The sequence below is a fragment of the Azospirillum tabaci genome (assembly GCF_014596085.1).
GTDB classification, from domain to species: domain Bacteria; phylum Pseudomonadota; class Alphaproteobacteria; order Azospirillales; family Azospirillaceae; genus Azospirillum; species Azospirillum tabaci.
This window is the reverse complement of the sequence record NZ_JACCJY010000001.1, coordinates 233,764-248,840: the sequence shown is the minus strand read 5'-3', so window position 1 is coordinate 248,840 and position 15,077 is coordinate 233,764. Positions and strand designations below refer to the sequence as shown.

Here is a 15,077-nt window from a genome sequence, read left to right as displayed (position 1 = left end):
CCCCTTTATACCGCAACCTCCACACCACCGCTGCACACACGGTTGCGGCCGGCGCGCTTGGCCTCGTAGAGCAGGCCGTCGGCAAGCTGGGTCAGCCGGTCCGGCGTGTCGTCCAGCATCGGCCGGGCGGTGGCGACGCCCAAGCTGATGGTGACGTGGTCGGCGACGTGGGACACCGCGTGGGGCAGGCGCCGCTCGGCCACCGTCTCGCGCAAACGCTCGGCGACCTGAACCGCTCCGTCCTCATCGGTTTCGGGAAGCAGGCAGACGAACTCCTCGCCGCCGTAGCGGGCGATCAGATCGCCCGGCCTCATCATCTGCTCGGCCAGGAGCTGGGCCACCGCGCGCAGGCACTCGTCGCCCGCCTGATGACCGTAATGGTCGTTGTACGGCTTGAACTGGTCGACATCGAGCATGATGAGCGACAGCGGAAGCTGCGCCCGCCCGCAGCGCCGCCATTCGCGCCGCAGCACCTCGTCGAAGCGGCGGCGGTTGGCGATGCCGGTCAGACCGTCGTTGAAGGACAGGGTGCGCAGCAGGTCGGTCTGCCGCTTCAGCAGCAGATGGTTGCGCACCCGCGCCTTGACGATGGGCGGGCTGATCGGCTTGGAGATGAAGTCGATGGCGCCGACCTCCAAACCGTAGGTCTCGTCCTCCACCTCGCTCTTGGCCGAGATGAAGATGACCGGGATGTCGCGGGTGATCGGATCGGCCTTGATCCGCGCGCAGACCTCGTAGCCGTCCATGCCCGGCATCATGATGTCCAGCAGAACGAGATCGGGCAGCCGGGACTGCACCAGCTCCAGCGCCTTCGCCCCGTCGGTCGCGAAATAGATGTCGTGATCGTCCTTCAGGATGCGGCTCAGCACATGCACGTTCGACGGGATGTCGTCGACCACCAGGATTTTGGAGCGTGCATCGGTCATGATCGGTTCCTGGGGGACGGTTCCCGGAAGGCGGTGTTCGGTGCGAAGCGGATCAGTCGGCCGGAAGGGACAGGCCGAGATTCTGAGTGATCCTGCGCAAGATTCCTTGAGCCTTTGTAAAGTCGAGGCCATCGACGGCCGACGAAAGCGCCTTCATGGACACCGGGTCGATCCAGTCGGCAAGCGGCGGCGCCAGGATGGCGAACTCCTCCGCGGCGGCGAAGTTGCTGTCGCGCAGCAGCCGCGCGAAACGCTCCAGCATGGGCTCCAGGGTCGCGATGTCCATCGCCGGACCATCACCGCCAGGGGCGTGGCCGGTGGCGTGCCCCGGCGCCACGGCCAGCCGGGCGGCGGAGTCCAGCACCGCCTCCAACTCCGCGCGGAGAACCGGCAGCTGCGCCGCCGCCGCCGTCCCGTCCCCGCGGAAGGCGGCGACCTGCACGGCGTCCGCGGCGGCGGACAGGGTGCGGGCGCCGATGTTGCCCGCCAGGCTCTTCAACTCGTGCCCCAGCGCCTTGGCCCGCGGCAGATCCCCAGAGGCCAGGGCGACGGCGATGCCGTCCGCCGCACCGTCATAGGTCCGGGCGAAATCGGAGACGAACCTGCGGAACAGCCCCACGTCGCCGTCGAGCCGATGCAGGGCGTCCTTCACGTCGATGCCCGGCAGCTCGGCGGGAAGCGCCGCGTGGGCCGCGGACGGCACGGGCTTGGGCAGGAGCGGCGCCCCCGCCGGCAGACCGCCCGCCGCCGGCTGGCCGAGCCAGCGCGTCACCACGGAGAACAGCTGCTCCACGTCGATCGGCTTGGCGATGTGGTCGTCCATGCCGCCGTCCAGGCAGCGCTGGCGGTCGGACGGCAGGGCGCTGGCGGTCATGGCGATGATCGGCAACCCCTGCCCGGCGGGCCGGGCGCGCAGCCGGCGCGTCGCCTCGAATCCGTCCATCTCCGGCATCTGCACGTCCATCAGGACGAGGTCGAAGGGCGGGTCCGCCTCCTCGACGCAGGCGATGGCCTCGTATCCGTTGCCGGCCAGGGTCACGCGGGCGCCGGCGCGCTCCAGGATCTCGCGGGCAACCTCCTGGCTGATGCCGTTGTCCTCCACCAGCAACAGGCGCTGCCCGAACAGAGGGCGCCGCTGCTGCGGCCGGAGGAGGCCGGCGGGGACCGGCGCGCAGGCGTGCAGCGGCGTCGCCTCCGCTGCGTCGCCCTCAGCGCCGCGCCCATAGGCGTCGATCACCGCGTCGAGCAGGGAGGAGGCGGTGACCGGCTTCACCAGCGCGCCGCCCAGGCCCGGATCCGCCATCCCGGCATCCCCCGACGCGGCGCCCATCCGCTCGCGTCCGAAGGCGGAGACCACGATGATGACCGGCGCCTTCACCAGCCCGTCCTCGCGGATGCGGCGGGAGGTTTCCAGCCCGTCCATCCCCGGCATCTTCCAGTCCATCAGCACGATGTCGTAGGGCTGCCCCGCGGCGGTCGCGCGCTCCAGCTCCGCGATCGCCTCGGCCCCGGACGCGCAGAGCGAGGCCCGCCAGCCGAAGGAGGTGACCAGCTCGCCCAGCACCTCGCGCGCGGTGAGGTTGTCGTCCACCACCAGCACGGACAGGCCGCGCGGCACGGCGCGGAACCGCGGCGGACGTTCCCTTCCCCGTCCCGCCTGTCCGGAGACGGCGTTCCCGAAAACGGCGGTGAAATGGAAATCGCTGCCCCGGCCCGGCTCGCTCGACACATCCATTGCGCCGCCCATCAGGGCGACCAGACGCGTGCAGATGGCCAGCCCCAGGCCGGTGCCGCCGTAGCGCCGCGTGGTGGAGCTGTCGGCCTGGCTGAAGGCCTGGAACAGCCGTTCCTTCTGCTCGGCGTCGATGCCGATTCCGGTGTCGCGGATGGAGAAGGTCAGGACCGCCCGCTCCTCCGTCACCTCGACGGCGCGGACGGACACCACCACCTCCCCCGCCTCGGTGAACTTGATGGCGTTGCCGGCGAGGTTGATGAGCACCTGCTGGAGGCGCAAGGGGTCGCCGACGATGTCGAGCGGAACCTCCGGCCCGACCGAGAACAGAACCTCGATGTCCTTGTCCTGGGCCGCCGCGCCGACGATCACCGCGAGGTTCTGCAGCAGGTCGTCCAGGCGAAACTCCACCCGCTCCAGCTCCAGCTTGCCGGCCTCCACCTTGGAGAAGTCCAGGATGTCGTTCAGGATGCCGAGCAGCGACTGCGCCGACACGCGGATCTTCTGGGCGTAGTCGCGCTGGCGCGTCGACAGGTCGGTCTGCTGCAGCAGATGGACCAGACCCAGGATGGCGTTCATCGGCGTGCGGATCTCGTGGCTCATGTTGGCCAGGAACTCGCTCTTGGCGCGGCTGGCCGCCTCCGCCACGGATTTGGCCTGGCGCAGCGCCTCCTCGGCCCGCTTGCGCTCGGCGATCTCGTGGAAGACGACGACGGCGCCCTCGACCCGCCCGTCCTCCAGCATGGGGGAGGCCGCGAACTCCACCGGGAAGCTGGTGCCGTCCTTGCGCCAGTAGATGTCCTCCGAGCCGCCCCGCGCCTCGCCGGTGCGCAGCACCTCGAAGACCGGGCAGTCGATGGTCGGCGCCGGCGTGCCGTCGGCGCGGGTGTGGTGCAGCAGCACATGCAGGCTGCGGCCCAGCATCTCCTCGTTGGTGTAGCCGGTCAGCGCGCAGGCGGCGGGATTGGCGAAGGTGATCCGCTCGTCCCGGTCCACGCCGCAGATGCCTTCCGACGCGGATTGCAGGATCAGGTTCAGCCGCCGGTTGGCCCCGGCGAAGGCGCGGTTGGCCTGTTCCAGGCTGCGGGCGGTGGCGTCCAGGTCGGCGTTCGTCTCGGCCAGCCGGCGACGGCCCACCTCCTCGCGCGACAGGCTGCGCGCCGCCGCCATCGCCAGCACGGCACAGGCGGCCACCGCCAGCAGAACCAGCAGGCCGCCGTGGAGCGTGCGCTCGCGCCAGGGCGCCAGCGCCTCGTCCTGCGACATGCCGACCTGCACGATCAGCGGCAGATCCTGAACCCGCAGATTGGCGACGATCCGTTCCGACCCGTCCACCGGCGACCGGCTGACGATCGTGCCGCCGGTGGTCCGCGGCGCCTCGTCCATCGGTGGGGGGACCGGCACCAGGTTCGGCGGTGCGGCGGACGGCGACGCGCCGGGGTCCTGGCCGGACAGGCTGAACAGCAGGGTTCCGTCCTGTCGGTACAGGGCGACGGCGCCCCCGCGGCCGATGTTCAACCCTTCGAAGAAAAAGCGGAAGTAGTCCAGATCCAGAGCGATGTGGGCGACGCCCTGGAAATTCTCCACCGTTCCGATGCGGCGGCTGATGGTGAAGGTCGGCCGGCCCGACAGGCGGCCCCGGATCATCCCGCCGATGTGGAACGCCTCGCCGCTCCGGTGGGCCTGGAAGAAGGCGCGATCCGCGTTGTTCATCGGTGGCGTCGGGAATTGGCGGGTGGTCAGCAGCCCGTTGCCGGCGGCATCGTGAATCAAGATGGCGCTGACCTCCGGCATGGCGTCGGCCATGGCGCGCAGTTCCTGCCACAACGGCAGGTCGCGCCCGACCGCCTCCATCTCCCGCACGCGAAGCCGGTCGTCCACGCGCTGCAGCACGAGATCACTGGTGGCGACGGTGCGGCGCGCATGCTCGTGCAGCAGACGGGCGGCGCTCAGCGTCCGATCGCGGGCGTGGCTCACCGCCTCCTCGCGGTCGGCCCAGGTGGCAGCCCCCCACAGGCCGACTCCGAACAGGGTGATCACCCCGACGATGGTCGTCAGCAGGGTCCGCAGCCGCGTGCGGGGGGCCGCGGCGGCCCCCTCCGCTGTCAGAAAAGCGTCATCCATCACCGGTGCCCGCCCAGTCCGGCGCACGCCGGAGGAGAGAAATTTGCCGCGCATGGTAATTATGGCGTCCGGACGATGTCCTTCGCAAGAGACTTGAAAAGGGCTTCGGTCCGGTCGGCGGGCAGCGCGTCGCGCAGGGCGCTCGCACCCTCCTCCGCCGCGTCCCGGACGCTGCCGATCAATCCCGCCGCCTCGTCCCGGCGGCCCGCGCGGAGGGCGGCGCAGAGCGCGCGGCAGGCGGACGCCAGACGGACCAGCCCCAGACAGGCCGACGGCGCGATCAGCGCCTGCGCGTGCGTCGCCATGTCGCTGGAATCGCCTCCGGAATTGCTGCCCGCGCGCAGGCGCTTCATCCGCTCGGGAAGGTCATCGAGAAAGGCGGCGGCCAGGCGGACGCAGGCGTTCTCCCCCAGATCGTCGGACAGTTGGCGCAGCATCGCCAGATCGAGCGGCTGACGGAGCGGACTCGGCTCCGCCACGGTTCCGGGCTTGGTCTGGATTGCGGCGGCCGGATCGCCCTGATCGCCTCTGCGCACCGCGTCGTCGATGACATCCAGCATGGCGGCACGGTCCACCGGCTTGGCGATGTGGCCGTTCATGCCGGCGTCGCGGCAGCGCTGAACCTCGTCGGGCAGCGCGCTGGCGCTCATTGCCAGGATCGGGATGGTCCCGATCGGCGATGGCAGGGCACGAATCGCCCGCGTGGCGGCGTGACCGTCCATCTCCGGCATGTGCACGTCCATCAGCACGAGATCGTGGACGCCGCGTTGCACCGCCTCCACCGCCTGCCGCCCGTTGATGACGGTGTCCACCCAGTGGCCGGCTCCCAGCAGCATGGCGACGGTCAGTTCCCGGTTCATCGCCAGATCCTCGGCCAGAAGGATGCGCAACGGACGGCGCGGGATCTGACGGTCCACCGCGCAAGGGGCGCAGCCCTGGGCGGGTGGAGCGGATTCCGGCAGGACGAGCGACAGCCAGAAGGTGGAGCCGACGCCCGCCTGGCTCTGCACCCCGACCGTCCCACCCATCATCTCCACCAGCCGCCGGCTGATGGCGAGGCCCAGGCCGGTGCCGCCGCGCGACCGGTCGATCTGGCTGAAGCGCTGGAAAAGTCGGTTCTGCCGGTCGGGCGGGATGCCGATCCCGGTGTCGGTGACGCTGATCGTCAGATGCGGCCCGGCGGGGGTGTCGGCGGTCTTCACGATGGTCAGGCCGACGCCGCCATGCTCGGTGAACTTCACCGCGTTGGCCAGAAGGTTCAGAACCACCTGCCGCAGCCGGTCGGGATCGCCGCGCAGCCAGTCCGGAACGTCCGGCCCCACGGCGGCGTGCAGCGTCAGCCCCTTCGCCTCGGCCTCCAGACGCAGCACCGTCGCGCAGTTGGCGATCAGGTCGCGGATGGCGAAGGGGCTGTCGGTCAACACCAGCCGCCCCGCCTCGATCCGGGAGAAGTCCAGCACATCCTCGATCACCGTCAGAAGCGAACGCCCGGCGTCGCGCACCAGACGGGCGTGGTGGTTCTGGCGGGGCGTCAGATCCTCGTCCAGCAACAGGCAGGCGAAGCCCAGGATGCCGTTCAGCGGCGTGCGCATCTCATGGCTCATGGTCGCCAGGAACTCGGCCTTGGCGCGGCTGGCCGCCTCGGCCTCCAGGCGGGCCTGGATCAGCGCCTGCTCGTTGCGCTTGGCCTCGGTGACGTCGGTGACGATGCCGTCCCACACGATGTCGCCTTGGTCGCGCCGGACGGCGCGGCTGGAGGCGCTGATCCAGCGGATTTCGCCGTCGGACCGGACGATCCGATATTCGAGGTTCCAAGGGTCCAGCGTCTCGGCCGAAGCGTGGATCGAGGCGTAGACGCGCGGGCGGTCTTCGGGATGGAGGATGCGGTTCAGGGATTCCAGCGTCACCCGCCCCGTCGGCGGCAGGCCCATCACCTGGAAGAAGCCGGGGCTGCAGTATGGAAAGCGCAGCCGGCCGTCCACCGTCAGCACCCGCTGATACACGCCGCCCGGCAGGTTCGCCACCGTCGCGGCGAAGCGGCGCTGGCTTTCGGTGAGGGCGGTCTGGAGATCGCAGCGCTCCTGCTCCTTGCGCAGGAAGGTGCCCAGCGCCAGCGTGCCGAAGAAATTGCCCAGACTCAGCGGCAGCAGAGCGGTGTCCTTCAGGCGATGCGCCAGATCAGGGGGCAGCAGGAGGAAACTGAAGGGCGCCATCACCGTCACCAGCAGGGCCAGCGCGGTCAGATGCCAATTGCCGAAACGCCCGGACCGTCGCGCCGCCGCCCCCACCAGCATGCCGATCAGCCCCGCTCCGGCCAGCGACGCCACTCCCGCCACCGCTCCCGGCCCGCCCAGCCACAAGCGGAAGGCCCCGGACACCGCCGCCGCCGCCGCCCCGGCCAGAGCGCCGCCGAACGGACCGGCCAGCCCGACCATCACGTTGCGCGCGTCGATGAACAGGCCCGGCGCCACCTGCACCGGATCGGCCATGCCCAGCACCGCCACCCCGCCGAACATCAGGCCCAGCAGGGCGTTGGCCGCCGACGCCGGCCAGCCGGCCGCACGACCGCGGATCTGCAGGAAGATGACCGCCACGACCGCGAACAGCCCGATGTTCTGCGTCAGCCCAAGCAGCAGTTCGCTGGAAAGCAGGTTCATCGCAACTCTCCGGCCATCGCAACCCCCCGGCGGTCCCGTTTTGCATTTTGCCTGTTCGGCGCGATGCGGATTCGCATCTTGCGACGCATTCCCGGCACACGGGCGGACGCCGCTCCGTTTCGGCCCGCTCGTTCGCTCTTTTCACGCAATGGACGTGCCGCTCCGGAGGTGGTCGCCCGTTATAGGCACCCCGGAGGAGGCAACCCGCCCGGCATCGCCATCCGGAGTGGCGGAGCGGCGGCGCTCCATGGCGGGAAAGGCCCGGCGTTCCGCACCGCACCAAGCCCTTCGGGGCACCTCCTTCACACCGGCAATCGCCGCAAATGCCATAGGCCTGTGACGATCCGGGGATTTCCGTGAGCCGGGCCGGCGCGGCAGGGGCATGACCGGGTTAGTACCGAATTCCGGCGGGGCAAAAGGCCTGCGATCCCGTTGCGGAAGCGGGATGCCGGCGGTACCGCGCCGGTGTCGCGCGAAGCCTGCGCTCTCGCCCGAAGGGGTCCTCCGTTGGATATCACGCTGTGAAAACCATCGGCAGGACGGCCGTCGGGCCGGGGGGCGCGGACCGGAGGCGGTGACGGGAGAAGGTTCATGCAGCACGCCGTTGCCGGGACCCCGCGGTTGTCCGTGGTGGTTCCCTGCTACAACGAGGCCGAGGGGATCGGCGAATTGCACCGCCGGGTGTCCGCGGCCTGCCGCGCCGAGGTCGGGGAGGGTTATGAGCTGATCCTGGTGGACGACGGGTCGCGCGACGGCACCTGGGGCCGCATCGCCGCCCTGGTGCGCGACGATCCGGCGGTGACGGGGGTGCGGCTGTCGCGCAACCACGGCCACCAGCTCGCCCTGACCGCCGGCCTCCATGTCTGCCGGGGCGAGCGCATCCTGATCATCGACGCCGACCTGCAGGACCCGCCGGAACTGCTCTCCACCATGATGGCCCGCATGGACGCCGGGGCCGACGTGGTCTACGGCACCCGCATGGCCCGCGACGGCGAGACGTGGTTCAAGAAGGGCACGGCGGCGCTGTTCTACCGCCTGCTCGACCGGCTGGTCGACATCGAGATCCCCAAGGACACCGGCGACTTCCGCCTGATGAGCCGGCGCGCCCTGGAGGTGCTGAACGCCATGCCGGAGCAGCACCGCTTCATCCGCGGCATGGTGAGCTGGATCGGGCTGAAGCAGGAGCCGCTGCCCTACGACCGACAGGCCCGCGCCGTCGGCGAGACCAAGTACCCGCTGGGCAAGATGATCCGCTTCGCGGTGGACGCCATCACCAGCTTCTCCATCAAGCCGCTGCGCGCCGCCTCCTACATCGGCTTCTTCTTCGCGCTGTGCGCGGTGCTGGCGCTGGGCTACGCGCTGGTGAGCTGGTCGCAGCACGCGACGGTCCCCGGCTGGACCAGCGTGATGGTCGTCTCGCTGGTGCTGGGCAGCACCCAGCTGCTGATCCTGGGCGTTCTGGGCGAGTATCTGGGGCGGCTCTACATGGAGACGAAGCAGCGGCCGCTGTTCGTGGTGGACCGCATCGCCCGCCATCCCGACGCCATCGCCGCCCAGCAGGCCGCCCAGACCGCCGCCGCTGGTGCCGGCGGGCAGGCCGCGCCGGTCCCCGTCGGGATCCATCTGGGAACCGGCATCGCGGCCGCCGCCGGAGCCTTCTCCCGCATCGAAGCCAACAGCGAGGCCAACAGTTGAGCCGCACCGAAGGCCGGGGACGGGCCGTTCCCTGGACGGCCATCCGCTTCGCCGTGGTCGGCCTGCTGAACACCGGGGTGGATTTCGCGCTGTTCCTGGCGCTGGTGTCGCTGGCCGGCGCGCCCGTGCTGGCCGCCAACGCCGTCGGCTACGGCGCCGGGGTGCTGTGCAGCTTCCTGCTGAACCGGAGCTGGACCTTCCGGCTGCGCCGCGACGCGGCTCCCATGGCCCGCCGCCTGCCGCTGTTCCTGGCCTTCAACCTCGTCGGGCTGGGGCTGTCCACGCTGGTGGTCGGTTTGCTGGTCCCCGCTCTGCCGCCGCTGGCCGCCAAGGTCGCGGCGACCGCCGTCACCTTTGCCTGGAACTACTGGTCGAGCCGGCGCTTCGTCTTCGCCACGCCGGCCGCCAATCCCCTCGTCTGACTCCCCGGCGCAAGCGGACCCGCCGAGGGGCGGGGGCGCTTTGCCGCAACGGCGAACCTTGACCGCCGGGCGGCCTACCCCAATCTATGACGAAGCGGCGCCGATCCTCCCCTTTCGGGCCGCCAGCCAGCCGGGCGCCGGAAACGGGCCCAATGTGCAACTCGCTCGCCTCTCGAGGAGGATGCGCCGTGACGACACGTCTTTCGCTCTTCAACAGTCCGCTGCTCCTGGGATTCGACCAGTTCGAGCGCACGCTGGACCGCATCGCCAAGAATTCCGCGGAAGGCTATCCACCCTACAACATCGAACAGATCGGGGACGAGGGCCTGCGCATCACGCTGGCCGTGGCCGGCTTCACCTCCGAGGACCTGTCCGTTCAGATCGAGGACAACCAGCTCGTCATCCGGGGCCGCCAGACCGACGACCGCTCGCGCATCTATCTGCACCGCGGCATCGCCGCCCGGCAGTTCCAGCGCAGCTTCGTTCTGGCGGAGGGGATCGAGGTGGTCGGCGCCTCGCTCGACAACGGCCTGCTCAACATCGACCTGAAGCGCCCCCTGCCGGAACCGAAGGTCCGCACCATCAAGATCGAGCAGCCCGCCCAGGCCGCCAGCGGCACCGCCGGACCGCAAACCATCGACGTCGCACCCGACCGCGGCGACGCCTGACCGGTATCGGCGACCTGCCGCTTCACACTTTTTCGACCGATTCGTCCAAAGGACTGCGTCATGAACAGCTTCGACATCGACAAGGCCGCGGCCTATCTGCGCCAACTGTCGCCCCAGGACTTCGCCACCTTCGGTCTGGACCATGTGGCCTATGTGCGGCCGGTGACCGTCGACGACGCCCCGGCCTTTTCCGTCCACGCCGCCGACGGCACGCCGCTGACGGTGCTGGCCGAGCGCGACGTGGCCTTCGCCACCGTCCGCCAGAACGACATGGAGCCGTTGAGCGTCCACTGACGCCCGCGCGTCTCCTCGCCGAAACCTCACGGGAGGTTGCAAAAGGGCCGGTCCGCCGTGGACCGGCCCTTTTCGTTTCTGCACGACCGGTGCTATGACATTGCTCCGGGACGCCCCCTTCAACCCTTGCCTGCCCCCCTCAACCCGCTATCCTTGTGGGGGACCGCGAAAGTGGCCAAGCGGGCGGATGGGCGCCGGCTTGCGGGGAGATGGCATTGAGCGACGGGGCAGACACTAGCGAGGCTGTGGCCGAGGTTGCGGGGGACAAGTCGGCCCGGCCCCAGGGCGGAGGACGGCGCAGGCAGTGGGAGGACGAGGCCCGCGACGCGCTGCACATCATGCCGCTGTCGGCCATCCCGCTGGAAACGCCGGGACTCCAGCACGCCCGTTTGATCAAGAACGTGCGGTTGCAGACCGTCGTGGAGATGTTCCACGACGTCCAGACCGGCAGCGGGCAGGTCTCGCCGCGCCACCTCACCGCCTATTTCGAATCCTACAAGGAGGAGGTGGAGCGCGACCTCGTCAAGATCGAAAAGATCGCCGCCGCCTCCAGCTTCGACGTCTACACCTCCCGCATCGAACTGCGCCGGCTGAACATCGACGTCAACAGCGTCGAGTCGCTGACCCTGTCCGACCGCAAGAAGGAGGAGCTGACCAACTACATGCGCGTCTTCACGCGCCCGCTGGTCGAATATGTCTACGGGTCCGAGGACATGCAGGTCCAGGACGTGAAGGACATCATCGGCATGTTCTCCAACCCCAACCGGGACGAGGCGCTGCGCAACCTGCGCATGATGGCCGACCGGCTGGACATCGAGCTTGGGGAGATCCCGCAGTTCCTTGAGGAATACGGCGACATCTTCCTGTCGCTGGCCTATTTCAAGAAATGCCTGGACGACATCGTCCCGGAGATCCAGCGCTTCCTCTCCTGGATGGCCGAGATCCGCAGCTCCACCGAGGTCAAGCGCGACGCCCGGCAGATGCGGATGCTCGACGAGATCAGCCGCGACCTGACCGACATCTCCACCTCGATCACCGGACGGTTCGAGAGCTTCGACAACCGATCGAAGGACTTCTGGCGCGACATCAACGCCGAGACCTTCCATTCCATCCGCGAGCTGATCGCGTCCCACCACGTCACCATCGGCGGCGTGCTGTGCGGTCTGGCGGTGAAGATGGACCTGTGGAAGGCCCGCTTCGCCCGCGGCGGCGGCGGCCCGAACCGGCGCATGGAGTTCGTGAAGTCGGAAATCCTGCCCGGCCTGTCCCACATCAAGTCGCTGGAACAGTCCGCCCGCTCCGCCAGCGCGTGACCTTGTGTGACACCATGACCACGCCCGCGATGGGACGCCCCCGCACGCCCTATCGCCGCCGGCTGCTGGGCCGCCGTCTGCCGGTGCTGCTGGGCGCGGCGCTGGTGCTGACCCTGCTGGGTCCGTTCGGCACCTTCGCGGATCTGACGCTGGCGCAGCGGCTGGCCTATTGGGTCGGCCTGATCGGGCTGGGCGGCCTTGCCTTCGAGCTTCTGACCCTGGCCGCCACCCGCCTGAGGAGGGAGAGGCCAGAGGCGTGGCGCTCCATGCTGGCCGGGGTGACGCTGGTGGTGGCGGCGCCGATGACGCTCGCCGTGGCGCTGCTGGAGAAGTCGTTGCGCGGCAAGGACATGCTGCACCCGCTGGGGTTGGCGGAGCTGTTCGTCTACGTCGTCCTCGTCACCCTGCTGGTGTCCGCCATTCCGGTCTGGCTTGAGCTGCGCGACCGCGGGCTTCTCGCCGGCCCCACGCCGCCTCCATCCCCGCCCGTCCCGGACAACGCGACGGCATCCCCGGCGGAGCGGCCGGAGCCCGCCTTCCTCGCCCGCCTGCCCGTGCGGCTCGGCCGGGACCTGCTGGCGCTGGAGATGGAGGACCATTACGTCCGCGCCCACACGGCCGAGGGCAGCGACCTGATCCTGATGCGGCTGCGCGACGCCATCGCGGAACTGACCGGGCTGGACGGCATGCAGGTCCACCGCTCCCACTGGGTCGCCGCCGCGGCCGTCGCCGGGGTGGAGCGCAAGCCGGACGGCAAGCTGGTGCTGGTCCTGCGCAACGGCCTGCGCGTGCCGGTCAGCCGCAGTTACGCGGCAGCGGTTCGCGAGGCGGGTTGGACGGAGAAGACGGGGCCGTAACCAGCGACCTCTCAACACACACGAAGACACTGTGAAAACCCGAACAGACGCGGACACCCCACGCAATAACGGGTGTTTTCTCTATCACCATTGGGCGACCATTACCGTTGAATTCTTGTTAGGTCATTCAAAGTGCCGACACCCTAAGGCTTTCATTCAATAATTCACTTCAAAACGCCGCCACGATGCCATACCATCGAAATCACAGCATTTTCCTATCAAGGGCAGCGAAAACAATAAAGCAATCCAGGCGATAAAAACGCCAACCTTACGCCTACACCGTCAAGTCTTTCAGTCTTCATTGAATTGTCAGGGAGCGATCTTACCGCTTTCCCTCGCATAGCCGGGCACTCCCCTACTCCCTCGTCATTCGTCTCCCGCCGCAAAACCGGGTTCGGGACCGCCGACCCGCGTCTCCATTCCACCCAAACCTTGCGGGTCCCATGACGTACCGCCCCGACATCGACGGCCTTCGCGCGGTATCGATCCTTTCGGTTCTGCTGTTCCACGCGAAGTTTTCCCTGTTCAGCGGCGGATACATCGGCGTCGATGTGTTCTTCGTGATTTCCGGTTATCTCATCGGCTCGATCGTTCTCAACGATGCGCAGCGCGGTACCTTTTCCCTTGCCGACTTCTATGTCCGCCGCATCCGCCGAATCCTTCCCGCCCTGTTCGCGGCGCTGGCGGTCACGGCGATGCTCGCCCTGTTCCTGCTGTCGCCCCAGGAGTTGAAGAGCTTTTCCCAGAATCTCGCGGCGACCACTCTGTTCTCGTCGAACATCGTCTATTATTTGAAGTCCGGTTACTTCGAGAACGCAGCGGAGATGAATCCGCTTCTCCACACCTGGTCGCTGGGGGTGGAGCAGCAATTCTACATCGTCTTTCCCCTCGCCGTGCTGGCTCTGCTCCCGTACGGGCGTCGGGTGTGGATCGCCGTGCTGGCGGCGGCGGCGGCGGCGTCCTTCGCCTTGGGCGTGTCGCTGGTCCGGGATCATCCGGTGGCGGCCTTCTACCTGCTGCCGCCCCGGCTGTGGGAACTGGTGCTGGGCGCCCTTCTCGCCTTCGGCGCCGTTCCGGACATCCGCGGCCGCGGGGTGCGGGAACTGGCCTGCGCGCTCGGCGCCGCCCTGATCCTCGCCAGCGTGTTCGCCTTGACGGAGGCGACGGCCTTTCCGGGCTACGCCGCGTTGCTGCCCTGCCTGGGGGCGGCACTGATCATCCATGCGGGGCGGAGCGGTCCGACGGCCGTCGGGAGGGTGCTGACGCTGCGCCCCATGGTCTTCATCGGCCTGATCTCCTACTCCATGTACATCTGGCATTGGCCATTGATGGTCTTCGCGCGGTTCTACAAGGGGCGGGATCTGTCCACCAAGGAGACGCTGGTCCTTCTCGCGGCCATCGCCGCGGTGTCCGTGCTGTCCTGGCGGCTGATCGAGGTTCCCTTCCGCAAGCCCAGGTCGGAGTCGGGGCGCCGGCCGTCCAGGGTCTTCGCCCGGACCGGCTGGGTCATGGCGGGGCTGGCGGGGGTCGGGCTGCTCGGCCATCTGTCCAACGGGCTGCCCCAGCGCTTCACCGACTACGCGCCGCAGGACATTTCAGGACGGGAACTCTACAAGGAGCACACCTGCTTCCTCGAAACCGACCAGCCGCCCGAGGCGTGGCCGGGCATGGAGAATTGCCGGATCGGTTCCCTGAAGGCGGACGCACCCGCCGCCCTGCTCTGGGGAGACTCCTTCGCCGCCCATTACGTGCCGGGGCTTCAGAACGTCGCCGACACCCTGCCCTTCAACATCGTCCAGTACACGGCGTCCGGTTGTCCGCCCATCAAGGACCTGCCGGTCACCGCCCGCCCGAATTGCCAGGAGTTCAACAACCGCGTCGATGAGATCATCGACCGGAACGGCATCCGCATCGTCATCATGGCGGCGCGGTGGGAATGGTACATGGACACGAACGCCCTTGACCTCCGCCGCCTGCATGAGACCGTGGACGCGCTGCTGAACCGGGGCATCCGCATCGTGGTGCTGGGACAGAGCCCGGTGTTCCGCTTCCGCAACCCCTACGACCACACCTATTTCATGAAGTCGGAGCGGGCTTACTCGATCACCGGCCAAGCCGCCGACCAGCCGGTCATCACCGCGACGCGGGGCGCGCGGTTCGTCGACACCTCCGACTATTTCTGCGACCCCGACCCTTGCAAGGACCTTCCGCTCTGCCGGATCAGGGACGACCAGGGCTTCTACTTCCTGGACCAGGGCCATTTCTCGGCCCATGGCAGCACCCTGATCGTGCAGAGCATCCAGGAGTTTCTGCGCGCCCCCGACCCGTCCCATGGAGAGTGAGGCCCGGCCGGGGCGCCGCACAGCGGGAGGGCGGTGCCGCCGCCCCC

Annotated in this window: 10 protein-coding genes; 7 read left to right on the top strand and 3 right to left on the bottom strand. The window is 68.9% G+C overall.

Annotation, left to right across the window (positions count from 1 at the left end):
• Nucleotides 1-5: 5 nt before the first annotated feature.
• Genes H0B54_RS01160 through H0B54_RS01150 form a run of 3 tightly spaced genes read right to left on the bottom strand, consistent with a single transcriptional unit; the run spans nucleotide 6 to nucleotide 7,439 of the window.
• Nucleotides 6-926, bottom strand: a complete 921-nt coding sequence (locus H0B54_RS01160) for a diguanylate cyclase (protein WP_188258917.1) — start codon at nucleotides 924-926, stop codon at nucleotides 6-8.
• A gap of 52 nt (nucleotides 927-978) precedes the next feature.
• Nucleotides 979-4,782 (bottom strand): response regulator, encoded by a 3,804-nt coding sequence (locus tag H0B54_RS01155; RefSeq protein ID WP_188258916.1) that lies wholly within the window; start codon nucleotides 4,780-4,782, stop codon nucleotides 979-981.
• A 59-nt stretch (nucleotides 4,783-4,841) separates the two neighbouring features.
• Nucleotides 4,842-7,439, bottom strand: coding sequence for a hybrid sensor histidine kinase/response regulator (locus H0B54_RS01150; protein ID WP_188258915.1), 2,598 nt, complete (start codon nucleotides 7,437-7,439; stop codon nucleotides 4,842-4,844).
• Nucleotides 7,440-8,030: 591 nt separating this feature from the next.
• On the opposite strand from H0B54_RS01150, the gene H0B54_RS01145 reads away from it, so the two are divergent.
• The 7 genes from H0B54_RS01145 (at nucleotide 8,031) to H0B54_RS01115 (ending at nucleotide 15,030) form a co-directional block, all read left to right on the top strand.
• Nucleotides 8,031-9,134: a glycosyltransferase family 2 protein gene (locus H0B54_RS01145; RefSeq protein WP_188258914.1), complete on the top strand. Its 1,104-nt coding sequence runs from the start codon at nucleotides 8,031-8,033 to the stop codon at nucleotides 9,132-9,134.
• The gene (locus H0B54_RS01140; RefSeq protein ID WP_188258913.1) at nucleotides 9,131-9,556 is read left to right on the top strand and encodes a GtrA family protein; all 426 of its coding nucleotides are present in this window, start codon (nucleotides 9,131-9,133) and stop codon (nucleotides 9,554-9,556) included. The genes H0B54_RS01145 and H0B54_RS01140 overlap by 4 nt, the downstream gene beginning before the upstream one ends.
• A 188-nt stretch (nucleotides 9,557-9,744) precedes the next feature.
• A complete protein-coding gene (locus H0B54_RS01135) occupies nucleotides 9,745-10,224 on the top strand; it encodes an Hsp20 family protein (protein ID WP_014239222.1) in 480 nt (159 codons plus the stop codon).
• Nucleotides 10,225-10,284: 60 nt separating this feature from the next.
• Nucleotides 10,285-10,518, top strand: coding sequence for a DUF1150 family protein (locus tag H0B54_RS01130; protein WP_094301653.1), 234 nt, complete (start codon nucleotides 10,285-10,287; stop codon nucleotides 10,516-10,518).
• Between the two features lie 215 nt (nucleotides 10,519-10,733).
• The gene (locus tag H0B54_RS01125) at nucleotides 10,734-11,831 is read left to right on the top strand and encodes a hypothetical protein (protein WP_094301652.1); all 1,098 of its coding nucleotides are present in this window, start codon (nucleotides 10,734-10,736) and stop codon (nucleotides 11,829-11,831) included.
• A 14-nt stretch (nucleotides 11,832-11,845) separates the two neighbouring features.
• Nucleotides 11,846-12,688 carry a LytTR family DNA-binding domain-containing protein gene (locus tag H0B54_RS01120; RefSeq protein ID WP_188258912.1) on the top strand — a complete coding sequence of 281 codons (843 nt, stop codon included), beginning with the start codon at nucleotides 11,846-11,848 and terminating at the stop codon, nucleotides 12,686-12,688.
• A 443-nt stretch (nucleotides 12,689-13,131) separates the two neighbouring features.
• Nucleotides 13,132-15,030 carry an acyltransferase family protein gene (locus H0B54_RS01115; RefSeq protein ID WP_188258911.1) on the top strand — a complete coding sequence of 633 codons (1,899 nt, stop codon included), beginning with the start codon at nucleotides 13,132-13,134 and terminating at the stop codon, nucleotides 15,028-15,030.
• The last annotated feature ends 47 nt before the right edge of the window (nucleotides 15,031-15,077 follow it).